This is a genomic window from Microbacterium gubbeenense DSM 15944 (assembly GCF_000422745.1).
In the GTDB taxonomy this organism is placed as follows: domain Bacteria; phylum Actinomycetota; class Actinomycetes; order Actinomycetales; family Microbacteriaceae; genus Microbacterium; species Microbacterium gubbeenense.
Genome location: NZ_AUGQ01000002.1, coordinates 147,265 through 172,704, shown reverse-complemented (window position 1 = coordinate 172,704; position 25,440 = coordinate 147,265). Strand labels below are relative to the sequence as shown.

General features: G+C 69.0%; 23 protein-coding genes. 12 read left to right on the top strand and 11 right to left on the bottom strand.

What is annotated here, in order from left to right:
* Position 1 precedes the first annotated feature (1 nt).
* The 5 genes from G510_RS0102795 to recR are packed head-to-tail and all read left to right on the top strand — an operon-like array spanning position 2 to position 7,570.
* Positions 2–1,204, top strand: coding sequence for an acetate/propionate family kinase (locus G510_RS0102795; RefSeq protein WP_029152363.1), 1,203 nt, complete (start codon positions 2–4; stop codon positions 1,202–1,204).
* Between the two features lie 58 nt (positions 1,205–1,262).
* Entirely contained in the window at positions 1,263–2,003 is a 741-nt protein-coding gene (locus tag G510_RS0102790; RefSeq protein WP_036321708.1) for an HAD family hydrolase, read from the top strand.
* On the top strand, positions 2,000–4,477 hold the full coding sequence (locus tag G510_RS15155; RefSeq protein WP_084644166.1) for a glycoside hydrolase family 65 protein: 2,478 nt from the start codon (positions 2,000–2,002) through the stop codon (positions 4,475–4,477). The genes G510_RS0102790 and G510_RS15155 overlap by 4 nt, the downstream gene beginning before the upstream one ends.
* Positions 4,478–4,516: 39 nt before the next feature.
* Positions 4,517–6,961 (top strand): DNA polymerase III subunit gamma and tau, encoded by a 2,445-nt coding sequence (locus tag G510_RS0102780; protein WP_029152361.1) that lies wholly within the window; start codon positions 4,517–4,519, stop codon positions 6,959–6,961.
* 15 nt (positions 6,962–6,976) lie between these two features.
* Positions 6,977–7,570: a recombination mediator RecR gene (gene recR / locus G510_RS0102775; protein ID WP_029152360.1), complete on the top strand. Its 594-nt coding sequence runs from the start codon at positions 6,977–6,979 to the stop codon at positions 7,568–7,570.
* 18 nt (positions 7,571–7,588) lie between these two features.
* Here the strand turns inward: recR and G510_RS0102770 are convergent, their stop codons facing one another.
* Both G510_RS0102770 and G510_RS0102765 read right to left on the bottom strand, forming a co-directional pair.
* A complete protein-coding gene (locus G510_RS0102770) occupies positions 7,589–7,900 on the bottom strand; it encodes a PadR family transcriptional regulator (protein ID WP_029152359.1) in 312 nt (103 codons plus the stop codon).
* The gene (locus G510_RS0102765) at positions 7,897–8,901 is read right to left on the bottom strand and encodes a hypothetical protein (protein WP_029152358.1); all 1,005 of its coding nucleotides are present in this window, start codon (positions 8,899–8,901) and stop codon (positions 7,897–7,899) included. Before G510_RS0102765 ends, G510_RS0102770 begins: the two co-directional genes overlap by 4 nt.
* 204 nt (positions 8,902–9,105) lie before the next feature.
* Here G510_RS0102765 and G510_RS0102760 point away from each other — a divergent pair, with 204 nt between their 5' ends.
* From G510_RS0102760 to galE, 6 genes are all read left to right on the top strand, one after another.
* On the top strand, positions 9,106–10,410 hold the full coding sequence (locus G510_RS0102760; RefSeq protein ID WP_029152357.1) for an aspartate kinase: 1,305 nt from the start codon (positions 9,106–9,108) through the stop codon (positions 10,408–10,410).
* Between the two features lie 110 nt (positions 10,411–10,520).
* On the top strand, positions 10,521–10,940 hold the full coding sequence (locus G510_RS0102755) for a GNAT family N-acetyltransferase (protein ID WP_342664719.1): 420 nt from the start codon (positions 10,521–10,523) through the stop codon (positions 10,938–10,940).
* 39 nt (positions 10,941–10,979) lie between these two features.
* Positions 10,980–12,038 carry an aspartate-semialdehyde dehydrogenase gene (locus G510_RS0102750; protein WP_029152355.1) on the top strand — a complete coding sequence of 353 codons (1,059 nt, stop codon included), beginning with the start codon at positions 10,980–10,982 and terminating at the stop codon, positions 12,036–12,038.
* 78 nt (positions 12,039–12,116) lie between these two features.
* Positions 12,117–13,562 carry a malate dehydrogenase (quinone) gene (mqo, locus tag G510_RS0102745; RefSeq protein ID WP_029152354.1) on the top strand — a complete coding sequence of 482 codons (1,446 nt, stop codon included), beginning with the start codon at positions 12,117–12,119 and terminating at the stop codon, positions 13,560–13,562.
* Positions 13,563–13,634: 72 nt separating this feature from the next.
* A complete protein-coding gene (locus G510_RS0102740) occupies positions 13,635–14,297 on the top strand; it encodes a thymidine kinase (protein ID WP_029152353.1) in 663 nt (220 codons plus the stop codon).
* A gap of 9 nt (positions 14,298–14,306) precedes the next feature.
* Positions 14,307–15,326, top strand: a complete 1,020-nt coding sequence (galE, locus tag G510_RS0102735) for a UDP-glucose 4-epimerase GalE (RefSeq protein ID WP_029152352.1) — start codon at positions 14,307–14,309, stop codon at positions 15,324–15,326.
* A gap of 105 nt (positions 15,327–15,431) precedes the next feature.
* Here galE and G510_RS0102730 read toward each other — a convergent pair whose 3' ends face one another.
* The 9 genes from G510_RS0102730 to G510_RS0102690 form a co-directional block, all read right to left on the bottom strand.
* Positions 15,432–16,292, bottom strand: coding sequence for a dihydrodipicolinate synthase family protein (locus tag G510_RS0102730; protein ID WP_029152351.1), 861 nt, complete (start codon positions 16,290–16,292; stop codon positions 15,432–15,434).
* 46 nt (positions 16,293–16,338) lie between these two features.
* Positions 16,339–16,920, bottom strand: a complete 582-nt coding sequence (locus G510_RS0102725) for a hypothetical protein (RefSeq protein ID WP_036321702.1) — start codon at positions 16,918–16,920, stop codon at positions 16,339–16,341.
* A 197-nt stretch (positions 16,921–17,117) separates the two neighbouring features.
* Positions 17,118–17,690 (bottom strand): hypothetical protein, encoded by a 573-nt coding sequence (locus tag G510_RS0102720; RefSeq protein ID WP_029152349.1) that lies wholly within the window; start codon positions 17,688–17,690, stop codon positions 17,118–17,120.
* Between the two features lie 235 nt (positions 17,691–17,925).
* The gene (locus tag G510_RS0102715; protein WP_036321701.1) at positions 17,926–18,507 is read right to left on the bottom strand and encodes a CoA-binding protein; all 582 of its coding nucleotides are present in this window, start codon (positions 18,505–18,507) and stop codon (positions 17,926–17,928) included.
* A 46-nt stretch (positions 18,508–18,553) separates the two neighbouring features.
* Complete coding sequence (locus G510_RS0102710) at positions 18,554–19,888, bottom strand: O-acetylhomoserine aminocarboxypropyltransferase/cysteine synthase family protein (protein ID WP_029152347.1); 1,335 nt, start codon at positions 19,886–19,888, stop codon at positions 18,554–18,556.
* Positions 19,885–21,834, bottom strand: coding sequence for an acetate--CoA ligase (acs, locus tag G510_RS0102705; protein ID WP_036321700.1), 1,950 nt, complete (start codon positions 21,832–21,834; stop codon positions 19,885–19,887). Before acs ends, G510_RS0102710 begins: the two co-directional genes overlap by 4 nt.
* On the bottom strand, positions 21,834–22,643 hold the full coding sequence (locus G510_RS15150) for an ABC transporter permease (protein WP_036321699.1): 810 nt from the start codon (positions 22,641–22,643) through the stop codon (positions 21,834–21,836). The genes acs and G510_RS15150 overlap by 1 nt, the downstream gene beginning before the upstream one ends.
* Entirely contained in the window at positions 22,640–23,662 is a 1,023-nt protein-coding gene (locus G510_RS0102695; RefSeq protein WP_029152345.1) for an aliphatic sulfonate ABC transporter substrate-binding protein, read from the bottom strand. The genes G510_RS15150 and G510_RS0102695 overlap by 4 nt, the downstream gene beginning before the upstream one ends.
* On the bottom strand, positions 23,659–24,606 hold the full coding sequence (locus G510_RS0102690) for an ABC transporter ATP-binding protein (protein ID WP_036321698.1): 948 nt from the start codon (positions 24,604–24,606) through the stop codon (positions 23,659–23,661). Before G510_RS0102690 ends, G510_RS0102695 begins: the two co-directional genes overlap by 4 nt.
* Before the next feature lie 131 nt (positions 24,607–24,737).
* On the opposite strand from G510_RS0102690, the gene G510_RS0102685 reads away from it, so the two are divergent.
* Positions 24,738–25,427: a FadR/GntR family transcriptional regulator gene (locus G510_RS0102685; RefSeq protein WP_029152343.1), complete on the top strand. Its 690-nt coding sequence runs from the start codon at positions 24,738–24,740 to the stop codon at positions 25,425–25,427.
* Positions 25,428–25,440 lie beyond the last annotated feature (13 nt).

Here is a 25,440-nt window from a genome sequence, read left to right as displayed (position 1 = left end):
CGTGGCCGTCGTGCTCGTCGTCAACAGCGGATCGTCGTCGTTCAAGTACCAGCTGATCGAGATGGACGGCGAGGAGGTGCTCGCCTCGGGGCTCGTCGAGCGCATCGGGGAGGAACGCGGTCGCGCCGAGCACGTGACGGCCGGCGGGACCACCGAGACGACGGCCGAGATCCGAGATCACACCGCGGGATTCGGCGTCATGCTCGAGGCGTTCGCTGCGCATGGGCCGTCGCTGGAGGAGCACCCTCCGACCGCCGTGGGGCACCGCGTCGTGCACGGCGGCGCGCGCTTCTTCGAGGCGACCGTGATCACGCCCCTCGTCGAGATCAACATCGACGAGCTCGCGGTTCTCGCGCCGCTGCACAACCCCGGTGCGCTGCAGGGGATCCGCGCCGCGCGCGCCGCGTTCGAATCGATCCCGCACGTGGCCGTCTTCGACACCGCGTTCCACCAGAGCATGCCGCCGGAGGCATATACGTACGCGCTCGACCGCGAGACGGCCGACAAGCACCGGATCCGCCGCTACGGGTTCCACGGCACGAGCCACAAGTTCGTCAGCGAGGCCGCGGCCGCGCACCTCGAGCGCCCGCTTACAGGCCTGAAGCAGATCGTGTTCCACCTCGGCAACGGCGCGTCGGTGACGGCGATCGACGGCGGCAGGTCCGTCGAGACCTCCATGGGGTTCACCCCGCTCGAGGGGCTCGTGATGGGCACCCGTACGGGCGACCTCGATCCGGCGATCCTGCTGCACCTGCAGCGCCGCGCGCAGCTCTCGACCGACGAGATCGACGACCTGCTGAACAAGAAGAGCGGCCTCGTGGGGCTCGCGGGGGCGAACGACATGCGCGATCTCACCTCGCGCGCCGAGGCCGGCGATGACCGTGCGCAGCTCGCGATCGACGTGTACACGCATCGGCTGCGCGCGTACGCGGGGGCGTATCTCGCGCAGCTCGGCGGGGCCGACGTCGTCAGCTTCACGGCGGGCATCGGCGAGAACGTCGCGCACATTCGCGCGAGCGCGCTGCGCGGGCTGGAGTTCGCGGGCGTCCGCGTGGATCCGGACCGCAATTCGTCGGTGCGACGCGGCGCGATCACCCGCATCTCGACCGACGACTCGCGCGTCGCGGTGCTCGTGGTTCCGACCGACGAAGAGGTCGAGATCGCGCGTCAGACCCTGGCCGTCGCGTCTGCTCGCGTCCCGTGACGAGTCGCACATATGCTGGCGGGTACCATCGCCCCCGACCTGTTGATCGGAGACTGACATGAATCGCCGCCCCGATCCGCGCTTGGCCGGATTCGACGCGGTGCTGTTCGACCTCGACGGCGTGCTGACGCCGACGGCCGAGGTGCACATGCACGCGTGGCAGACGATGTTCGACGAGCTGTTCGCCGCGTGGTCGATCTCACCGCCGTACACCGACGACGACTACTACACCTATGTCGACGGCAAGAAGCGCTACGACGGCGTCGCCGGACTGCTGCGCAGCCGCGACGTGGAAGTGCCGTGGGGGACGCCGATGGACGACCCGTCCGAGTCGACCGTCTGCGGCATCGGAAACCGCAAGAACGACGTGTTCATGCGGGTTCTGGCGCGCGACGGCATCGCACCGTACGACGGATCCCTGGCCCTGATGGCCGCGCTCGAAGCGACGCAGATGCCGGTGGCGGTCGTGTCGAGCTCGAAGAATGCCCGCCCCGTGCTCGATGCCGCCGGCATCCGCGACCGGTTCCGCGTGGTCGTCGACGGCGTCGTCGCCGAGGAGCGCCACCTTCCCTCCAAGCCCGCGCCCGACGTCTTCCTCGAGGGCGCGCGCGAACTCGGCGTCGTCCCCGCGCGAACCGTCGTCATCGAAGACGCCCTCGCGGGCGTCGAGGCCGGCGTCGCGGGCGGGTTCGGCCTCGTGATCGGCGTCGACCGGGGCGCGGGGCACGAAGCGCTGCTCGCCGCCGGAGCCGACCTTATTGTCACTGACCTCATCGACCTTGTGGAGAACGCCGAATGATGGATCGCGAACGCTTCCCGATCGACCCGTGGAGGCTCGTCGAGACCCGCTTCAGCGAGAAGGACCTCGGTGTCACCGAGACGATCTTCGCGAGCGGCAACGGCTACTTCGGCATGCGCGCCGACTATCCCGAGGGGAGCGCCGCGCACGAGCAGGGGACGTTCGTCAACGGGTTCCACGAGACGTGGCCGATCCAGCACGCCGAGGGCGCGTACGGATTCGCGGAGGTCGGGCAGACGATCGTCAACGTGCCCGACGCGAAGGTGATGCGCGTCTACGTCGATGACGAGCCGATGTCGATCGACCTCGCCGACATGGCCGAGTACGAGCGCAGCCTCGACTTCCGCGACGCCACGCAGCGCCGCCAGATCCGGTGGGTGACGGCGACCGGCAAGCAGGTGCTGCTCGAGTCGAACCGGCTGATCTCGTTCGAGGACCGCCACCTCGCCGTGATGCAGATGAAGGTCACGGTGCTCAACGCCGACGCGCCCGTCGTGGTGAACTGCCAGGTCATCAATCGGCAGGACGGCGAGGACGAGTACGGCGGACGGCCGAAGGTGGCCAAGGCCGAGGGCATCGCGGATCCGCGCAAGTCGGAGAAGATCCGCGAGCGGGTGCTGGTTCCGCAGGAGCACTGGCAGGCGGGCGCCCGCTCGACGCTGTCGTACCGCACCGCCTCGAGCGGCATGACCCTCGCGGTGCTCGCCGATCACGTCGTCGAGACGGAGAACGATTTCGAGTCGCGCGGGCTGATCGAGCCCGACATCGCGCGCAACGTCTTCCGCATCGATGCGAAGGCCGGGGTGCCCGTCACGGTGACGAAGTTCGTTTCCTATCACTCGTCGCGCGGCGTGCCGGCGGCTGAGCTGATCGACAGGGGCCGGCGCACGCTCGATCGCGCCATGTCCGAGGGCATCGACACGCATTTCGTGCGGCAGCGCGCCTGGCTCGATGCGTTCTGGGAGCGATCCGATGTCCGGGTCTCCGGGAATGACGCTCTGCAGCAGGCGATCCGCTGGTGCCTGCTGCAGATCGCGATGGCGTCGGCGCGCGCCGACGGATGGGGCGTGCCGGCGAAGGGCATGACCGGATCGGGTTACAGCGGTCATTACTTCTGGGACACAGAGGTGTACGTGATGCCGTTCCTCGACTACACGTCGCCGCGGTGGGCGCGCAATGCCCTGCGGGCGCGCAGCACGATGCTGCCGGCGGCCCGGCGACGCGCATCGCAGCTGAGCGAGGCGGGCGCCCTGATTCCGTGGCGCACGATCAACGGCGAGGAGGCCTCGGCGTACTACGCGGCGGGAACCGCGCAGTTCCACATCAACGCCGACGTCGCCTATGCCCTCGTGAAGTACGTGCGCGCGACGGGCGATGAGAAGTTCATGGCCGAGCAGGGCGTCGACATCCTCGTCGAGACGGCCCGGCTGTGGTCGACGCTCGGATTCTGGCGCGGCGGCGAGTTCCACATCCACGGCGTGACGGGCCCCGACGAGTACACGACGGTCGTCAACGACAACCTGTTCACGAACGTCATGGCGCGCTTCAATCTGCGCGCCGCCTCGCGCGTCGTGCAGCAGATGGCCGAGCGCGCGCCCGACATGCACCGCGCGATGAGCGAGCGGCTAGGCGTGCGCCCTGACGAGGTCGACTCGTGGGAGAAGATGGGCGCCGCGATGTTCATCCCCTACAGCGAGGAGGCGGGGATCCACCCGCAGGACGCGCTGTTCCTCGAGCGCGAGCTGTGGGATCTCGAGAACACTCCCGACTCGCAGCGCCCGCTTCTGCTGCACTTCCACCCGCTCGTGATCTACCGGTTCCAGGTGCTGAAGCAGGCCGATGTGGTGCTCGCGCAGTTCCTCCAGGGCGACTGGTTCACGCCCGAGGAGAAGCTCGCAGATTTCGAGTACTACGACCCGCTCACGACGGCTGATTCGACGCTGTCCGGCGTCGCGCAGGCGGTCATGGCCGCCGAGGTCGGCTATCAGGACCTCGCCCTCGAATACTTCGAGCACTCGCTGTTCGTCGATCTCGCCGACCTCCACCACAACGCCGCCGACGGAGTGCACATCGCGGCCGCGGGCGGCGTGTGGATGGCGCTCGTGAACGGCTTCGGCGGTATGCGGGACTTCGCGGGGAAGCTCAGTTTCGACCCGCGGCTTCCCGAGAGCTGGCAGGATCTGCGCTTCCCGCTCACCTGGCACGGCACGCGCCTCGAGGTGACGCTCACGCGCGACGAGATCGTCGTGGCCGCCGGCGAGGGCGAGGAGGTCGGTTTCTCCGTCCGCGGAGAGGACTTCGTCGTTCGTCCGGGGGAGCGGGTCGCCGTTGCGCTGACGAGTCAGGGTCCCGTCAGGCCCGGCAAGCCGGCGATTCGCCGACACGACGACGACAGCCTGTACCCGCGAGCGATCGTGCCGCCGACGCCCGACGAGGCCGACCTGATCCCCGAGTTCGGAGAGCTCGGCGAATGACTCGGTAACTATGTCAGTGGTCCACCGTAGGCTGGGGTGGTGAGCACCGCACTGTATCGCCGCTACCGGCCAGAGGCCTTCGCTGAGATGATCGGCCAGTCTCAAGTGACCGATCCGCTGATGACGGCGCTGCGGTCCGATCGCATCGGGCACGCCTACCTGTTCTCGGGCCCCCGCGGGTGCGGAAAGACGACGTCCGCGCGCATCCTCGCGCGGTGCCTGAACTGCGCCGAGGGCCCGACCGATACCCCGTGCGGCACATGCGACAGCTGCGTCGAACTGTCGCGCGACGGCGGCGGCTCGCTTGACGTCGTCGAGATCGATGCGGCGAGCCACAACGGCGTCGACGACGCGCGAGACCTGCGCGAGCGTGCGGTGTTCGCACCCGCTCGAGACCGCTACAAGATCTTCATCCTCGATGAGGCGCACATGGTGACGCCGCAGGGATTCAACGCCCTGCTCAAGCTCGTCGAAGAGCCGCCTGCGCACGTGAAGTTCATCTTCGCGACGACCGAGCCCGACAAGGTCATCGGCACGATTCGCTCGCGCACGCATCACTACCCGTTCCGGCTGGTTCCGCCTGCGTCGATGCTCGAGTACGTCGAGAAGCTGTGCGACCAAGAGCAGATCGCGCCCGAGCCGGGCGTGCTTTCGCTCGTCGTGCGCGCCGGGGCCGGATCGCCTCGTGACACGCTGTCGATCCTCGACCAGCTGATTGCCGGATCCGAGGGCCAGTCCGTGTCGTACGCGCGCGCCGTCGCCCTTCTCGGCTACACGCACGGCGAGCTCCTCGACGACGTGGCGATCGCCTTCGCCGCGCGCGACGCGGCCGCGGCGTTCGGTGCGGTCGACCGCGTCGTGCAGACGGGGCAGGATCCGCGCCGTTTCGTCGACGACCTGCTCGAGCGACTGCGCGATCTCATCGTGATCGCGGCGACCGGCGATCAGGCGGCGACCGTTCTGCGCGGGCTGCCCGCTGACGAGCTCGAACGCATGCAGGCGCAGGCGGCCGCATACGGATCCGCTCGGTTGTCGCGAGCGGCCGACATCGTGAGCTCCGCGCTCGATCAGATGACCGGTGCGACATCGCCGCGCCTGCAGCTCGAGCTGATGATCGCCCGCGTGCTGACCGCAGACGGGGCGACGTCCGACGAGCCGACGGCTCCCGCGGCACAGCCGTCGGCGGTGACGCCGAGCGCGGCGCAGATCGAGGTGGCGACTGCGCCGCCTGCGGCGCCGGTTCCGCCGGTGGCCGCCCCGGTGGCGCCTCCCGTCGCAGCGCCGCCTGCGGCACATCCTGCGGCAGCTCCGCCGGCAGCTCCGCCCGTCGTGGAACCCGTGGAGCGAGACGACGTGGTTGTCGATCAGTCGTCTGATGATGCGGCGGCCGCTGCGGCGCCGGTCGAGCTCCCGGTCTCCGAGCGTCCGGTCTCCGAGCAACCGGCCTCTGAGCAGTCCGCTGAGCCGGACACATCGGAAGGCCCCGCGGCGGCACCTGCCTCGTCCACGGACGAGCGCGCTGACGCAGCAGAACAGGCCACTGCTGATGACGCAGCCGCGCCGCCGATCGCTCCGGCCGGACCGCCGGAGTCCGATGAGGGCCCGGCCGCAGCATGGGCGACCTCCTCAGAGGCGCCGCCCGAGCCGCTCACGCTCGCGTCGCTGCAGCGCGACTGGCCGCAGATCCTCGCGAGCCTCGAGCAGTCGAGCCGCTCGTCGTGGCTGACACTGCAGTCGGCGTCCGCCGTGCACGTCGCCGACGACGTCGTGGGCCTGGTGTTCACCAACCAGACCGACCTCGGGCAGTTCAAGACGCGCGCGCCCGACGGGTCCGGCGTGAGCGCCGACCTGCGCACGGCGATCGCGGAGGTCACGGGCTTCACCGTGAAGTTCCTCGCCAAGCACGTCCCGGCGGCCGGCACCGACCGCGCGCCGGCGGTATCAGCGGCACCCGTCGCACCACCGGCACCCGCAGAGGCCGCACCGAGTGCGCCGCCCGCGACCTCGTACGCCGCGTCGCCCGCGTCCGGCTGGGCGGTTGCGCCGATCCCGAATTCCGATGCCGATGAGCAGAACGACGATTCGGCCGGGCCTGCCGATGAGGCCGTGCCCGTCGACGAGGCACGCCCGGCCGCTCCGCCCGCGAGCGCCGGTGTCGCGGATCCTGCGCCCTCGCGGGGCGAAACGGTCGCGCCAGACCGCGTCGACGCACCCGAGGCGGCAGCCGCATCGGCCGTGAGTGCCGCCGCGCCGCCGCCGTTCTCGGCGCCCGTCGACGAGCCGACCGACGACGACGTTCCGCCGGATCCGTACGACGACCCGTACCCGCCCGAAGAAGCTGCTCCGTCCGGCCCGACGGTGCAGCGCCGCCAGGTTCATCTCGACGAGGGCGTGCAGCGCTACGGCGAGGCCGTGGTGCGGCAGAAGCTCGGGGCGGTGTTCCTCCACGAGGAGGAGTACACGCCTCCCACGCGGTTCCAGTAGCAAGAAGGACTTCATATGTACGACGGAATCGTCCAAGAACTGATCGACGAGCTCGGACGTCTGCCCGGTGTCGGGCCGAAATCTGCCCAGCGCATCGCGTTCCACATTCTGCAGACGCCGACGTTCGATGTCTCGCGGTTGTCGACCCTGCTCAGCGAAGTGCGCGAACGGGTGAAGTTCTGCGAGCGCTGCGGCAACGTCTCCGAGAACGACCTCTGCGCGATCTGCAGTGATGTGCGGCGCGATCAGAGCCTCATCTGCGTGGTCGAGGATGCGAAGGATGTCGCCGCGATCGAGCGCACGCGCGAGTTCCGCGGGCTCTACCACGTGCTCGGTGGAGCCATCAGCCCGATCGCGGGCGTCGGTCCCGACGACCTGCGCATTCGGCAGCTCATGACGCGGCTGTCCGACGGCACGGTGCAGGAGATCATTCTCGCCACGAACCCGAACCTCGAGGGCGAGGCGACCGCGGCATACCTCACGCGTCTGCTCGCGTCGATGGAGATTTCGGTGACGCGTCTCGCGTCCGGCCTGCCGGTCGGCGGCGACCTCGAGTACGCCGACGAGATCACGCTCGGTCGGGCCTTCGAAGGCCGTCGCTCCGCCTGATCCGCATCGCGCGCCGCTTCAGACGACGCGCGACGCGGCGGCCACGAACGACTGCCATTCGTCTTCGAGATCTGCCAGCCGCTCGCGGCCGCGCGCGGTCAGCGAATACACCTTGCGGGCCGGACCGGAAGCGCCCTCTTCCCAGCCTGCGCTGATCGCGCCGTCGGCCTCGAGCTTCACGAGCGCCGGATACAGCTGGGCGCCTGTGATCGGATGCAGGCCCGCGTCGACGAGCGCCTGCGAGATGCCGTAGCCGTGTCTCGGCGATGAGCGCAGCACGCGAAGCATGAGCAGCGGCAGCGATGCGCGCTGCCAGGCCGCGGTGCTCACTCCGCGGCCTTCCACGGGCGCGAGCCCCAGACCGACCGCGCATTCAGCACGAGCCATACCGCGCCGACGCCGCCGATCAGCAGGCGCATCCACCACCACATGTCGGTGCTGGCGGCGCCGAACACCAGCAGAAGCGCGGGGACCACGACCTCGGCCGCGCCGCCGACGACCCATCGACGCTTCTTCGCCGCGGGCGCGTGCTCGGTCATCTTCCGCGCGAAGGCGACCGGATGCCCGTATTCTGCGAACGCCGATCTGTCCACCGCGACGCGGCCGGCGCGCAGCTCGCGGACGCGTTCGGCGGCCTGCTGCCGGGAGAGCCCGCGGCTGATCAGCGCGGCGCGGAAGCGGCGCACCCACTGCTCTTCGCTCCAGTCTTCGCGCAGTGGTTTCTCGGGGAGCAGGAAGGAGGTCAGCAGCAGTGCGGCTCCCGGAACCGCGGCGCCGAGTCCGACGAACAGCGTCGGCACATCACGGGCGAGCCGGGGGAGCGGATCCGGCGTCATCGCAACCGCGACCGCAGCGACGAGCAGCGCGACGGCGACCGCGATCATCGCCCCGACGCCCTTCGGCAGCCCGGCATCGTGCAGCGCCCTGATCACTGCGCACGATGCCAGCAGCAGCGCGAGGCATCCGCTGAAGGTGAGCGACCGAGCGGTGAGCTCGATCTCCCAGCCGCTGCTGATCAGCAGCACGATCATCAGCGGGAGGATAGGGACGAGCAGCATGACGCCCGTCAGCAGCAGGGTCTGCTTCGCTCCGCTGCCGAACGACGACCGCACGATCTCTTCCGCGGTGCCGAGCTCTGCGACATCGTCGGCCGCGAGCGCTGCCGGATCGCCGAACAGCTCCTCGGCCGGAACACCGGCCTCGAGCACGGCGCCGAGCAGTTCGTCCAGGCGTGCGGCGATCGTCTCGGCCGAGACCTCGGGCTGCGTCACGCCCCACAGGTACGCGGCCTGCCAGGGCCGGTCGCGCTCGGGCCAGATGCGTTCGTCCACCACAGTCCTCTCTAAGTATTGTTTATATCTACATACTGAATCTCGCACTTCGTTTCTGCAACCCGAGGGCGCAGAGAATCGCCGCCCCCGCGCGCCGCGAGGCAGCATTTCCCGGCGGTCCTCGATTGTCGGTGCGGGCGAGTTCGCCTCTAAGGTGGTCGGGTGAGCGGATCCGCTCGCCTCGTCAACCCCAGGAGCAGCGCAGTGGCATTGATCGTGCAGAAATTCGGCGGATCGTCCGTCGCAGACGCCGAGAGCATCAAGCGCGTCGCGAAACGGATCGTCGATACTCGCCGTGCGGGCAACGACGTCGTCGTCGCCGTCAGCGCGATGGGTGACACGACCGATGAGCTGCTCGACCTCGCCGGTGCCGTAGCCCCGAGCCCTGCGCCCCGCGAGCTCGACATGCTGCTGTCGAGCGGCGAGCGCATCTCGATGGCGCTGCTCGCGATGGCGATCCACGCGATGGGATACGAGGCGCGCTCGTTCACGGGCAGCCAGGCCGGCATGATCACGACGGCCGACCACGGGTCCGCCCGGATACTCGACGTCACGCCCGTGCGCCTGCGCGAGGCCCTCGACGACGGCGCGATCGTCATCGTCGCCGGGTTCCAGGGGTTCAATCGCGATACGCGCGACATCACGACGCTCGGCCGCGGCGGTTCCGATACGACCGCCGTCGCGCTCGCCGCAGCGCTGCGCGCGGACGTCTGCGAGATCTACAGCGACGTCGACGGCATCTACACGTGCGATCCGCGTGTGGTGCCGCTAGCGAAGAAGCTCAACACGATCGCCGCCGAGGAGATGCTCGAGCTCGCGGCCAACGGCGCCAAGGTGCTGTACATCCGTGCGGTGGAGTACGCCCGCCGCCACAATGTTCTGATTCACGCCCGCTCGTCGTTCACGTCGAACGAGGGCACGTATGTTCTCGGCGAGGGAATGACTCATCCCCGCCGCGCAGAGGGAGAGAAAATGTCTGAGGACATCGGCAATGAAGAGCCCGTCGTCGCCGGAGTGGCCATCGACCGCAGCCAGTCGAAGATCACCGTCGTCGGCGTTCCCGACATTCCAGGCTCGGCCGCGGCGATCTTCACGCGCGTGTCGAAGGCAGGCGCGAACATCGACATGATCGTGCAGAACGTGCAGTCGGCCAGCCGTGGGCGCACCGACATCTCGTTCACGCTCCCCAAGGAGCAGGGCGCGGCCGTCGCGAAGCAGCTGCAGGCCGAGCAGGCCGACCTCGGATACGAGCAGGTGCTCTTCGACGACCAGATCGGCAAGCTCTCGGTCGTCGGCGCCGGCATGCGCTCGCACTCGGGCGTTTCCCTGACGCTGTTCGACGCGCTCAGCAGCAACGGCATCAACGTCGAGATGATCTCGACCAGTGAGATCCGCATCTCGGTCGTGCTGCGCGACACCGACCTCGACAACGCGGCCCGTGCCGTGCACACCGCGTACGGCCTCGACAGCGACATCGAGGCGACGGTCTACGCCGGGACCGGCCGCTGACGGCGCTGACGCTCCCCGTCGAGCTCACCTCGCACGCCGGTCCGTTCCGGCTGCGCGAAGCGAGCGCGGCGGATCTCGATGCGCTCATCGCGCTGCTGTCGAACGATCCGGTGAGCGTCGCGCGCGGCGACGCTGGATCCTCTGCTGATCGCGACGCGTATGCACTTGGCCTCGCGGGCATCGACGCGGACCCGCGCAACACTCAGCTCGTCGCGGAGCGCGACGGTGACGTCGTCGCGATGCTGCAGCTCACGGCGATCCCGGGCCTCGCGCGCCGCGGCGCGACGAGGCTGCAGGTCGAGGCGGTGCGCGTACGCGAGGACGTGCGGTCGGCGGGCATCGGCAGTGCGCTGATGCGCTGGGTTGCGGACGCCGCGGCCCCGGCCCTCGGTGCGGATCTCATCCAGCTGACGTCCGACAATGCGCGCCACGATGCACATCGCTTCTACGAGCGCCTGGGCTATGCCCAGAGCCACACCGGCTTCAAGCTGCCGGTCGAATCCGCGCGGGGCACCCGGCCGCGCCGGTAGACTCGTGGTGCCTTCCGCCCCCGAATTTCAAGGATCCCCATGGTACGTATCGCAGAATCCGGAGTCTCGCTCGCCGTCGTCGGCGCCACTGGCCAGGTCGGCGGCAAGCTGCTCGAGATTCTCGACGAGCGCGATTTCCCGATCCGCGAGCTGCGCCTGTTCGCATCGCCGCGCTCCGCGGGCAAGACCCTGACGTACCGCGGAACCGACGTGATCGTCGAGGACATCAACAGCACCGAGTTGGAGGGCATCGACATTGCGCTGTTCTCCGCGGGCGGCGGCCCCTCGAAGCAGCACGCCCCCCGCTTCGCCGCGGCCGGCGCGACGGTCGTCGACAACTCGAGCGCATGGCGCGGCGATGACGAGGTTCCGCTCGTCGTCAGCGAGGTCAACCCGCACGCGATCGCCGGCGCCGTCAAAGGCATCATCGCGAATCCGAACTGCACGACTATGGCGGCCATGCCCGTCCTCAAGGCGCTCGACGCCGAGGCCGGTCTCGAACGCTTGCTCGTGTCGACGTACCAGGCCGTGTCCGGATCCGGCCTCTCCGGCGTCGAGGAGCTGCGCGGTCAGGTCGAAGCGGCCGTCAGCCAGGGCGACATCGGGCGCCTCGCGCACGATGGATCCGCGATCGACTTCCCCGCGCCGAACAACTACGTTGCGCCGATCGCATTCGACGTGATCCCGCTCGCGGGCAACCTCGTCGACGACGGCCTGGGTGAGACGGACGAAGAGAAGAAGCTGCGCAACGAGAGCCGCAAGATCCTCGAGCTGCCGGGCCTGCGCGTCTCGGGCACGTGCGTTCGCGTTCCGGTGTTCTCGGGCCACTCGCTCGCGATCAACGCCGAGTTCCGCGACGACATCTCGGCAGACCGCGCTCGCGAGGTCCTGAGCGAGGCTCCCGGCGTTCAGCTCGCCGACGTGCCGACGCCGCTCGAGGCAGCCGGCCAGGACGCGAGCTTCGTGGGGCGGATCCGCCCGGATCAGGCGGCCCCGGAGGGCAAGGGCCTCGCGCTGTTCATCTCGAACGACAACCTGCGCAAGGGCGCCGCGCTCAACACGGTGCAGATTGCGGAGCTCCTCGCCGCGCGCTCCTGACAGCGGCATAAATTCGACGATTCTTGTCGCGTACGCGCGGCGGAGGGCGTCCAGGCGCCGAGAGTAGAGTGGTAGATCGTGAGTGAATCCGTAGATGTCGTTCTGATCGGCGGCGGCGTAATGTCCGCGACACTGGGCACGCTGCTCAAAGAGCTGCAGCCCGACTGGAAGATCGTCGTGTTCGAGCGCCTCAGCGATGTTGCGCAGGAATCGTCGAACGCGTGGAACAACGCCGGTACCGGCCACTCGGCGCTGTGCGAGCTGAACTACATGCCCGACGCCGCGGATCCCGCGAAGGCCGTCGGCATCAACGAGCAGTTCCAGGTGAGCCGCCAGCTGTGGTCGTCGTTCATCGACAAGGGCATCCTCGATGAGGCCTCGACGTTCATCAGCTCGACCCCGCACATGACGTTCGTGCAGGGCGAGAAGGACATCGCGTACCTCAAGCAGCGCTACGAGACGCTGAAGACGCAGCCCCTGTTCAAGGGCATCGAATACAGCGAAGACTCGCGCGTGATCAACCAGTGGGCGCCGCTGCTGATGCAGAAGCGCCGCAAGGGCGAGCCGTTCGCGGCGACGCGCGTGCCGGCCGGATCCGACGTCGATTTCGGCGCCGTCACCCACCAGCTCTTCGACCACCTGAAGACGAACGGCGCCGACGTGCGTCTCGAGCACGAGGTGAAGAAGCTCAAGAAGCAGTCCGACGGATCGTGGGAGGTGCGCTACCGCCATCGCGTCGGCAAGGCGCAGGGCCGCATCAACGCGAAGTTCGTCTTCGTCGGCGCGGGCGGCTGGGCCATCAAGCTGCTGCAGAGCGCGGGCATCCCCGAGATCAAGGGATACGGCGTGTTCCCGATCGGCGGGCAGTTCCTGAAGACGAGCAGCCCGAAGCTCGTCGAGCAGCACCAGGCGAAGGTCTACTCGCAGGCCGCGGTCGGCGCGCCGCCGATGTCGGTTCCGCACCTCGACGCCCGCCGCGTCGACGGCGAGGGATCCCTCATGTTCGGCCCGTTCGCGACGTTCAGCCCGAAGTTCCTCAAGACCGGCAGCCTGTTCGACATCGTGCAGCAGGTGCGCCCGTCGAACCTCGGTTCGATGCTGAAGGTCGGCGCCACGAACCTGAGCCTCGTGCGATACCTCGTGGGCGAGCTCATGAAGAGCCGCGCGCGCAAGATCGACAGCCTCCGCGATTTCATGCCGAGTGCCGAGGGCGAGGACTGGGAGCTCATCCAGGCCGGCCAGCGCGCGCAGGTCATGAAGGGCGGCAAGCTGCAGTTCGGAACCGAGGTCGTCTCCGCGGCCGACGGCACGATCGCGGGCCTGCTCGGCGCATCGCCGGGCGCATCGACGACCGTGTCGATCATGCTGAACCTGCTCGGCACGTGCTTCCCGGATCGCAAGGCGGGGTGGGATCCGAAGCTGAAGGCGCTGATCCCCACGTACGGCACGCCGCTGAACGCCGACGCGGATCTCGCGGCCGCGACCGAGGGCGCCACAGCCGAGAAGCTGGGTCTGCTCGTCTGAGAACGCGCTCGCGACGATGCCGCCGGGATCTCCTGGCGGCATCGTCGCGTCGGCACGAATTAAGGTGGTTCGGTGGCCAAACTGTATTTCCGCTACGGCGCGATGAACTCGGGCAAGTCGACCGCGCTGCTGCAGGCCGCCTACAACTACGAGGAGCGCGGCCAGTCCGTCCTCCTCGCGAAGCCCGCGATCGACACGAAGGGTGCGGGGGAGATCTCCTCGCGCCTCGGCATGACGCGCCAGGCCGACTTCCTCATCGCTCCCGATGCGAGCGTGCGCGACCTCTTCGACGCGGAGAGAACGCGGCGTCGGCGCCTGGAGGACGACGCGCTGTTCTCGGACGACACGCGTCCCGATGTCTCCTGTCTGCTGATCGACGAGGCGCAGTTCCTCACGCGCGATCAGGTCGATGAGGTGTTCCGCATCGCCGTCGAGGACGGCATCCCCGTGATGGCGTACGGGATCCGCACCGACTTCCAGACGGAGGCGTTTCCGGGATCCGCGCGCCTGCTCGAGGTGGCGCACTCGCTCGAAGAGCTCAAGACGATCTGCCGCTGCGGACGGAAGGCGCTGTTCAACGCGCGGAAGATCGGCGGCGACTTCGTGTTCTCGGGCGATCAGGTCGCGATCGATGCGGCCGCCGCGACGGTGAGCAGCGAGCACTTCGTCACCTATGAGTCATTGTGCGGCGCCTGCTACCTCGATGAGTCGGGCGGAGTGCTCGCGCCCCGTTAAGCTGGAAACATGCGCGTTCTTCTTGCCGGCGGTGCCGGATACGTCGGAACTCACACTGCGATCGCCCTCATCGAGGCGGGGCACGAGCCCGTGCTCCTCGATGACCTGTCGAACACGTCTCGTGTCGTCACGGAGCGCATCGCCACGATCACCGGAACGACGGTTCCGCTCGTCACGGGCGACGCCGCGGATGACGAGGTGCTCGAGGGCGCGTTCGACGCCCACGGCCCGTTCGACGCGATCATCCACTTCGCCGCGCTGAAGGCCGTCGGCGAGTCGATCGAGAAGCCGCTCGAGTACTACGCGAACAACCTCGACACGACGTACGCGCTGCTGCGCGTGGGGCTCGCGCGCGGGATCCGCTCGTTCGTGTTCTCCTCGACGGGAACCGTGTACTCGGATCCGGCCGACCTGCCGTTCACCGAGGAGGCGACTCGCAACCTCGTCGACCTGTCGAACCCGTACTCGAAGTCGAAGCTGATGAACGAGGTCGTGCTGACCGATGTGCAGAAGGCGAACCCCGACGTCAACGTCACGCTGCTGCGCTACTTCAACCCGGTCGGCGCGCACGCGTCGGGCCTCGTCGGCGAGGATCCCAAGGGCATTCCGAACAACCTCATGCCGTTCGTGGCGCGCGTTGCGGTCGGCAAGCTGCCCGAGATCGGCATCTTCGGCGACGACTACGACACCCCCGACGGAACTGGCCAGCGCGACTACATCCACGTCGTCGACCTCGCCGAGGGGCACGTGAAGGCGCTCGAGAACGCCCAGGCCGGTCTGGTGTCGTACAACCTCGGCACGGGCAACCCGGTGAGCGTGCGCGAGCTCGTCGCGTCGTTCGAGAAGGCTGTCGGCAAGGAACTGCCGAAGTCGGTCAAGCCCCGCCGCGAGGGCGACCTCGCCGCGACCTACTGCACGCCGGCGAAGGCCGAGCGCGAGCTGGGCTGGAAGGCCACGCGCACGATCGACGACATGACCCGCGACGTGTGGAACTGGCAGCAGAACAACCCCGGCGGCTACGAGGGCTGACCGCATCCCGCCGTATCCACCAACACGACGCGATCAATCCTCATGACGCGGCGCACCGTGCGCCTGCGCCAGGTGTAAGCCGACTCCTTCCGAAGGACCGCCGTGTTACGCGATGGCCGGGAGGATCTGCGCGAGCCGGGCTCGCTGGTCCTCCGTCAGACCGTTGAGGGGGTGGGGGAGGCAGTTGCTCTCGACCCAGCCGAGGTGCTCCGCGATCGCTGCCATGACGCGCAGCCCGCCGCCCGCGTCGGCGAACAGATCCCATAGCGGCCTGAGGCGTGCATCATCGCCTGTCTCCCACGCCCGGAGCGCGGGATCGGGTAGCGTGCCCGCGAGAACCGAGTACCACCCATCGCACCCCGCGGCCTTTCCGGCTGTCGCGAAGGCATCGCCCGACACACAGATCGAGACGGTCTCGGGCACGACCGCGCGGATCCGGTCGACGTGCGCGCGAGCGGCGGCAGGATCCGCCGGAACGCCGGGGATCTTGATCGATGAGACGCCTCGCAGCTCGGCGACCCGCGCATACATCGCGGGAGTGAACGCATAGCCCGTCGTGCGCGGGTTGTCGTAGACCACGATCGGCAGGTCGGTGCTCGACGCGACATCGCGGAACAGGCCATAGACCTCCTCGTCGCTGAGCGGCTGATACGACACCGGGGCGAGCAGCAGGCCCTCGGCGCCGGCATCAGCGGCGTCGGCCGCGTGCTCGATGACGTGGCGTGTGCGCGTGGAGCCGATGCCGACGAACACGGGCGTCGTGCCGGAGTTCTCGACCGCGACACGGCTGACAAGGGCGCGCTCCGCGCGGGAGAGGTATGCGTATGATCCGGTCGATCCGAGTGCCGTGATCGAGTTCACCTCGGATCCGGCGATGCGGCGGATGAAGGCCGCATACGCATTCTCGTCGACGCGATCGTCGACGAACGGGGTGAGAGGAAACGCGCTGACACCGGTGAAGGGCATGCGGCGAGCGTATCCGGACTCGGGCACGGGTCGTGGCAACGCGCGGTCACCCCAGAGCGATCCGAACCGTGGCGGCGACGACGCACGCCCATCCGAGGCTTGCGAGAGTGCCGATGATGAAGCGCTCGCGCGCCTCGGGGGTTCCGAGCTCGGTGAACCGGGCGATGCCCTTGATGGCCACGACGACGGCGATGGCCTCGGGGTAGCCGACGATGATCGAGAGTGCGGCGCCGGCGCGTTCGAGATAGCCGATCGTCACGCCGCCGCGCATGACCTCGGGCGCGGGCTCGGTCGTCATGATCGGGGTGCGCAGCAGAATGCCGCCGTTCGGTCCCTCGCGCACCATGCTGTTCGACGCGAGCGTCAGCACCCGCCGTGCGACGGGGTCGCCGCCGAGCGTCGCGAGAGCCGTGCCGAGCACGGCGAGGGCGATCGTGAAGGGGAGCGACGGCGCGGCCGGCACCGTCGCGACCGCCAACAAGGACAGGATCACGAGGATCGCCGCCGCGAGCAGCGGCGCGGTGCTCGGGCGCCGACGATCGATCAGCACGAGGATCAGAGTGGCGGCGAACACCGCGACGAGCGCGGATCCGAAGATGAGCTCGGTGAGCGCGCCGAAAATGACCATATCGTCAGTGTGTCACGGACCCCCGACATCGCTTGTTAGGCCGTGTCGCCCTATTCGTCGCATACTGCGCTGGGCGCGAGCACGCCCCTCGACGTCGTTGTCGTCGGTCGACGATGCGAAGCATCGCCTCGCTCCTCCGCCTCGCGAGCGACGCACTCGCGCCCATGCTCGCTGCGGCTCAAATAGGGAGACACGCCCTAGGCCGACGCGCGCTCGAGTACCTTCGCGAGAGCCGGGAACGCCGCCTCTTCCGCGCGAATGCCGCCGGCAGACACGCGCCGACTCACGGCGCCCTCGCTGATACCGAGCTCGCCGGCGGCCTCGCGCTGCGTCTTGCCCCGGGCGAGCAGATCGTACGCCTCCCAGCCCTCGTCGCTTCGCCGATCCCGCAGCTCGATGAGCAGTCGTACGAGCGCCTCGGCATCCGGATCTGACACGGCGATTCGCGTCGGCGCCTTTTTCGCGGCGTCGACGGCGTCGCGGGCAGCGAGGAAGGCGGATCCGCGGGCCGCCCGCACGTTGTCGGGAAGCGGATCCTCGACCCGCCCGATGCCGACGCCGACGCTCCACTGCTCGGTGCGGGTGAGCGCGAGGGCCACCGTCAGCGCGGCGTCAGCGTCGCGGATGAGGGCCTGAACCTCGTCGCCCGCCGTGCGCTCGGGCGGCAGGAGCAGCGCGGATCCGGCGAGGCGCGCGATCTCGTCGAGCGCGTCGGGCACGAGATCCTCGGACGTACGGCTGTCGTGCTGGTCCGCGGTGATGACGAACATCTCGCCTCCTTGAGCTTATAGGATCAAACTGTGGTGAGTTTACCTCTGAGGCTCACATCCTGCCAGGGTGTGCGTGGAGCATCACGCGCCACTCCGATCCGTAACGAAGGAAATGAGCCGTTCGCGCGGACCGAATCGCGCTGATCCTCCGCAATTGTGGCTCATCTCCGCGGCGGGCGATGCCGGGGACACGCGAAGAGGGCCCGCCGAAGCGGGCCCTCTCGACGAACAAGCTCTACCGCGAAACGACCTGGCGCTTCGAGGAGATGACACCGGTGTCGAAGCCGGCGAGGTGCAGGCCGCCGTGGAAACGGGCGTGCTCGATCTTCACGCACCGGTCCATGACCACGTCGAGCCCGGCCGATTCTGCGATCGACGCCGCCTCCTCGTTCCACGATCCGAGCTGCAGCCACAGGGACTTCGCGCCCGCCTCGACGGCTTCGCGGGCGACGCCCGGCAGGTCGTCGTTCTTGCGGAATACGTCAACGATGTCGGGAACGACCGGAAGGTCGGCGATCGACGCGTACGCCGGCTCGCCGAGGATCGTCGTCTCGCGCGGGTTCACAAAGTACACGTCGTACGGCGAGCTCGACAGCAGGTAGGTGCCGACGAAGTAGCTCGCGCGAGCGGGGTTGTTCGAGGCGCCCACGATTGCGATCGACTTGGCGCGGCGCAGGATCCCGAGGCGCGCGCCGGCGCCCGGTCCCTGCCAGCTGCGACCCTCGTGCGCGGGGTCGACATCGGAAATGGCGGCGGGAGATGTGCCGGGCAGCGCGCAGGCATCCGCCGGGGGAGTGAACTCGCATGCGTCGGTCATCGGACGCCTCCAGACTGAATCGGTGCTGACTGCAACGTCGAAGCGCTCATCGGGATTCCCCTGTCGCGATCGTGAGGGCCTGATCGAGGTCCCAGATGATGTCTTCCGCATCCTCGAGGCCGACCGAGATGCGGATCAGGTCGGCCGGCACGCCCGCCGCCTCCAGCTGCTCGGGGGAGAGCTGCTGGTGCGTCGTGGTCGCGGGGTGCAGCACGAGCGTGCGGGCGTCGCCGACGTTCGCGAGGTGGCTCGCGAGCTGCAGCGATTCGATGAGCTTCTCACCGGTCGCCCGCGCCGCCACGAGCCGCTCCTCGTCGGAGTCGAACGTCCCCGACGGGCGTGCGCCGAATGCGAACACGGATCCCGGACCGAGCGGGAAGTATTTCTGCGCGCGCTCGAAGTGCGGGTGCTCGTCGAGACCCGACCAGGTCACGAACGACACGCGCGGATCCGCAGCGAGCCACTCGGCGACCACGCGCGCGTTCGCGACGTGCGCGTCCATGCGCTGCGGAAGCGTCTCGACGCCCTGCAAGAGGGTGAACGCCGACTGCGCGCTGAGCGAGGGGCCGATGTCGCGCAGCTGCTCGCTGCGCAGCTTGGTGAGGAACCCGTACTCGCCGAAGTTGTCCCACCAGCGGATGTTGCCGTACGACTTCACCGGCTCGGTCATCGTCGGGAAGTTGCCGTTGCCCCAGTCGAACGTGCCGGCCTCGACAACGACGCCGCCGAGCGTGGTGCCGTGGCCGCCGATGAACTTCGTCGCCGAGTGGATCACGATGTCGGCGCCGTGCTCGATCGGGCGCAGCAGGTAGGGGCTCGCGAGCGTCGAGTCGACGACGAGCGGCACGCCCGCATCGTGGGCGACCTTCGACAGGCCCTCGAGGTCGGAGACCTCGCCGCCCGGATTGCTGATGACCTCGGCGTAGACGACCTTCGTGTTGGGGCGGATCGCCTTGCGGAAGTCTTCGGGGTCGTCGCTCGACACGAACGTCGTCTCGATGCCCATGCGGCGCAGCGTCACGTCGAGAAGCGTCACGGTGCCGCCGTACAGCTGCGACGAGGAGACGATGTGGTCGCCGGATCCGACGAGCGCAGAGAATGTGATGTACTCGGCCGCCATGCCGCTCGCCGTGGCGACGGCGCCGATTCCGCCTTCGAGCGACGCGACGCGCTCCTCGAACGCGGCGACGGTCGGGTTGCCGATGCGCGAGTAGATGTTGCCGTACTTCTGCAACGCGAAAAGGTTGGCCGCATCCTTCGCGTCGTCGAAGACGAACGATGTCGACTGGTAGATCGGCACGGCGCGTGCGCCGGTGGTCGCGTCGGGGGTGCCGCCGGCGTGCAGCGCACGCGTGCGGAAGCCGAACTTGTGCTCGCTCATGTGGTCTCCTTCTCGCGGGCCAGGCGCACGGCTTCGCGCACGCCGTCGACGGCCCAGGGGTTCTGCAGGCTCGTGATATCGCCGAGCGTATCGCCCTGCCACAGCTGCGCGAGCAGCCGTCGCAGGATCTTGCCCGAACGGGTCTTGGGAAGCTCCGGAACGCGAATGACGTACTTCGGCTTCGCGATCGGGCCGATGTCGTGCGCCACCAGGCGGCGCAGCGCGTCGTACGAGGCGGGTCCCGCGGATCCGTTGGTCACGAATGCGGCAACGGCCTGCCCCGTGATCGGATCCGCGACGCCCGTCACGCCGGCCTCGCCGACCGCGTCGTGCGCGACGAGCGCCGACTCGATCTCGATCGTCGAGAGGCGGTGTCCCGAGACGTTCAGGACGTCGTCAAGGCGCCCGAGGATCCAGATGCAGCCGTCGGCGTCGATCGTCGCGCCGTCACCGGCGACGTAGTAACCGCGGTCGGCGTACGGAGCCCAGTACGAGGTGCGGTAGCGCTCAGGGTCGCGCCACACGGTGCGGGCCATGCCCGGCCAGGGGCGGCGCACGACGAGCGTTCCCGCGCGGCCCGGGGCCACCGGATCCCCCGCCTCGTCGACGACGGCCACGTCGATGCCGGGGAGGGCGACGGTTGCGGATCCGGGCTTCAGCGTCGTGACGCCGGGAAGCGGCGCGATCATCGCGGCGCCCGTCTCGGACTGCCACCACGTGTCGACCACGGGGGTCTCGTCGCGGCCGAAGTTGCGGCGGAACCACACCCACGCCTCGGGGTTGATGGCCTCGCCGACCGTACCCAGCAGGCGGATCGTCGAGAGATCGAACCCGGTCGGCAGCGACGACCCGAACCACGTCATGAACGTGCGGATCAGCGTCGGGGCCGTGTAATAGACCGTGACGCCGTACCGCTCGATGATCTCGAGGTGGCGCGTCTGGTGCGGCGCGTCGGGAGTGCCCTCGTAGATGACCTGCGTCAGCCCGTTCGAGAGCGGCCCGTAGATCTCGTAGGTGTGCGCTGTGACCCACGCGAGGTCGGCGGTGCACCAGTGCACGTCGTCGGGCTTGGCGTCGAAGTGCGCCCAGTGCGCCCAGCTCGCGTGGGTGAGGTAGCCGCCCGAGGTGTGCACGAGGCCCTTCGGCTTTCCGGTCGTACCGGAGGTGTAGATGATGAACAGAGGGTGCTCGGAGTCGAACGATTCGGGCTCGTGCGTCGTCTGCTGGGTCTCGACGACGTCCTGCCACCACACGTCGCGTCCCTCGGTCCACGGCACGTCCTGGCCCGTGCGCTTGACGACGAGCACGTGCTCGAGTTCCGGCAGATCGCGGGCAGCCTCGTCGGCGGCCGACTTCACCTCGATGGCCGTTCCGCGGCGGTTCTGGCCGTCCGTCGTGACGAGCAGCTTGGCGCCCGTGTCCTCGAGACGGAAGCGCACGGCATCGGCCGAGAATCCGCCGAAGACGAGCGAGTGCACGGCGCCGATCCGGGCGCACGCGAGCGTGATCACGATCGTCTCGACGAGCACCGGCAGGTAGATCACGACGCGGTCGCCGGGGCCGATGCCGAGAGAGGTGAGCCCGTGCGCGGCCTGAGCGACGCGCCGCTGCAGGTCGGCGTAGGTAACGGCCTCGCGGTCGCCCGGCTCGCCCTCGAAGTAGAGCGCGACCTTGTCGCCGCGGCCGGCCTCGACGTGGCGGTCGACGCAGTTGTAAGCCACGTTGAGCCTGCCGCCCACGAACCATTCGGCCGCGGGGGTGGTGGCGTCCCACGTGTGCGCCGTGTGCCACGGCTCGGTCCAGTCGAGCCGGCGCGCGGCCGCCTCCCAGAACGCCGCCGGATCCGCGTTCGCCGTCTCGTAGATCGACGCGTCGACGTTCGCCTGCGCGGCGAACTCGGGCGGCGCGGGGAAGGAGCGCGTCTCGCTCAGACGGAGCTCGTCCATCACATCCACCTCTTCAGAACAGCCTTCTCGAACAGCACGAGGATCGCGTTCGAGATCGTGCCGAGCAGCGCGAGCAGCACGATGGCGAGCAGGATCCGGTCGACCCGGCCCGTCTGCTGCGAGTCGTTGAGCATCCAGCCGAGTCCCATCGACGCGCCGAGCAGCTCGGCGGCGACGAGGAACAGCCATGCCTGGGCGAGCGCGAGGCGCAGACCCGACACGACGGACGGCACCACGGCGGGCAGCTGCACCGTGCGGAACAGCGACCAGCCGCGCAGGCCGAACGAGCGGCCGGCCTCGACGAGCTGCGGGTTCACGTGGCGCAGCGCGTCGGCGACCGTCGTGTACACGGGGAAGAACGCACCGATCGCGACGAGCGTGATCTTCGATTCCTCACCCACCTGCATCCAGAGGATCAGCAGCGGCACCCACGCGAGCGACGGCACGGCGCGCAGCGCGACGAGCGTCGGGGCGAACAGGATCCCGCCCACGCGCGACAGCCCGACGACGCCCGCGAACGCGAGCGCGACGAGGGATCCGACGGCGAAGCCGATGACGACGCGCTGCACCGAGATCGCGATGTGCAGCCAGAGCTCGCCGCGCTCGACGAGCTCTGAGCCCGCCTGGACGACCTCCCACGGACCGGGCAGTTGGTACGGCGGCACGATGCCCGTGGCGGTGACGAACTGCCAGGCGGCGAGGATCACGAGCGGAACGAGGAATCCGCCCGCGATCTTCGCCCACGTGCGCGACAACAGGGGCGTGAGCTGGCGCTCCGCCCCTGTCGTCGTTGTCGTGCTCGATGTCATTCGGTTGCCTTGACGGCGAACTGGTCGTCGACGATCGAGGCGATGGCCTCGTCGAGCGTCTCCTGTCCGCCCTTGACGTCGCCCGACTCGGCGATGATCGGCGAGATCGCCTCGAGTACGGCCACCTGGTCGTCGCCGGGAACGCCCGACACATCGAGGTTCGAACGCTCGTCGATCACGGTCTTCGCGACGTCGAGGTCGATCGATGCCGCGTCGGCGAGCAGCTGCGCCGTCTCCTCGGGGTTCTCGAGCGCCCAGACGCGCGCCTCTTCGTAGGCGTCGACGACGACCTGCGCGAGGTCGGGGTGGTTCTCGATGAAGTCCTCGGTCGCGTTCAAGAAGCCGTAGGTGTTGAAGTCGACGTTGCGGTAGATCAGCTGATCGCCCGACTCGACCTCGGCCGCGCCCATGATCGGGTCGAGACCCGCCCACGCGTCCACGGATCCGCCGTCGAGCAGCGAACGGCCGTCGGCGTGCTGTACGTTCTGCACCTCGACGTCGTCAAGCGTGAGGCCGCCCTCTTCGAGCGCCTGCAGTAGGAAGAAGTACGGGTCGGTGCCCTTGGTCGCCGCGATCTGCTTGCCCTTGAGATCCGACAGCTCGGTGATGTCGCTGTCGGGGCCGACGACGATCGCCGACCACTCGGGCTGCGAGTAGATGTCGATGACCTTGATGGGCGAACCGTTCGCGCGGGCGAACAGCGCCGCGGATCCGGCCGTCGAGCCCACGTCGACCGACTCGGAGCGCAGCAGCTCGTTGGCCTTGTTACTGCCGGCCGACTGCAGCCACTCGACCTCGACGTCGTCGCCGAGCACGTTCTCGATGAGACCCTGCTCCTTGATGACGAGGCTCAGCGGGTTGTACGTCGCCCAGTCGACCGACAGGGTGCCGGCAGACCATTCGCTGCCCTCGGGAGCCGCGTCGGCGGAGCCTTCGCCTGCGACACAGCCGACGGTCATGAGCGCCATCATGCCGGCGACGGCGGTCGCGGGAATGATTCGGCGTGTGATGGTGCTCATGGGGTCTCCTTGGTCGTGAGCGATTGGTGGTGTGTGACGCCCAGCCCGTCGAGCAGGCTGGTGCGCAGATCGGTGAGGGCGCGGGATCCGCGATCGCGCGGGCGCGCGCCGGGAACCGATACGACTCGGGCGATAGATCTGTCGCGGCGCGGCGCGGCGTCTTCGCGCGCGGGCGCGGATCCGTGCGAGCCGGCGGACCCTGCCGCGCCGATTCCGGATCCGGATCCGAGGGCGACGACCTTCGCGCGCGGGCGCTCGGGCTCGGTCTTCGCCGCGAGCAGGTTGCGCAGCAGCAGCACGCGGTCGGCGAGGTACAGGGCCTCCTCGACGTCGTGCGTGACGAGGAGGATGGTCGTGGGCTGCGCGCGGTGGATATCGAGCAGCAGGTCGTGCATCTTCAGGCGGGTGAGCGCGTCGAGCGCGCCGAACGGCTCGTCGAGCAACAGCACGCGGGGGCTGCGCGCCAGGGCGCGGGCAAGCGACGCGCGCTGCGCCATGCCGCCCGAGACCTCGCGCGGGCGCTGGTCGGCCGCGTGCGTGAGGCCGACGAGCTCGAGCAGCTCCGCGACGCGGGTCTTCGCCTGGCCCTTCTTCGTCGCCCGCGGCAAGCCGAGCGCGACGTTCTGTGCGATCGTGCGCCAGGGGAACAGGCGCGGCTCCTGGAAGGCGATGGCGGTCGACTCGTCGTGCGCGAGAGCCGCCTCACCGTCGAGGGCGATGGATCCGGCAGTCGCCGCATCGAGCCCGCCGACGAGGCGGAGAAGGGTTGATTTGCCGCATCCCGAGGGGCCGACGACGGCCACGATCTCGCCGGGGGAGACGTCGACGTCGACGTCGCGCAGCACTGTGCGTGCCCCGTGCTGTGTGGGGAAAGTGCGCTCCACGCCCGCGAGCCGAACGGCGCCGGCGGGCGCGCTCGAACGGCTGGCATCGGGGGAGGGCATACCCTCCAGAATGACGGCCGTGGGGATGCGCGACAAAACGAGTGAAACACATCGACACACATCGTGGTTGGTGGTGACGTGCGGCGCGCGCTACTGTGGTCAGACCACAAGAATCGATTCGGGGAGCTCTCATGGCGGAGGCGAAGGCCTGGCGCACCGTGCTGACGCACGTCGAGAGCCTGCTGCGCTCCGGCGAGCTCGGGCCGGGCGACCGGCTGTCGAGCGAGCGAGATCTCGCCGTGCAGCTCGGTGTCGGGCGTTCGAGCGTGCGAGAGGCCCTGCGGGTCCTCGAAGTGATGGGCGTGCTGCACACGGCGACCGGATCCGGCCCGCGCGCGGGCGCCGTCATCACGACGTCGGCCGGTTCGGGGCTCGCGCAGGTGCTCGGCCTGCAGGCCGCGGCGCAGGCGTTCGCGTTCGACGATGTCGTGCAGGCGCGGCTCGTCCTCGAAGCGGCCGTCTCGGCGTCGCTCGCGGCGGACGCGTCGACGCCAGAGGGTGCCGCGGAGTTGCTCGCGACGATGGACGATGAGGCTCTCGCTCCGGACGATTTCCTCGCGCTCGACGCGCGGTTCCACGCGATGCTCGCGGAGGCGACAGGAAACGCGGTGTTCGCCGCGATCATGACGGGGCTGCGCGCGGCGATCGAAACGTACGTGCAGTCGCGCGCTCACGACATCGACGACTGGGCGGCGGCGCGTGATCGGCTGCAGGTCGAGCATCGCGGGGTGCTCGAATCTATTGCCGCGGGGCGCGCAGACGAAGCGCGCACGCGGATCCACGACCACATCAATGGCTATTACGCGTCCACGCGCGTGTGAGGAAGGTACACGA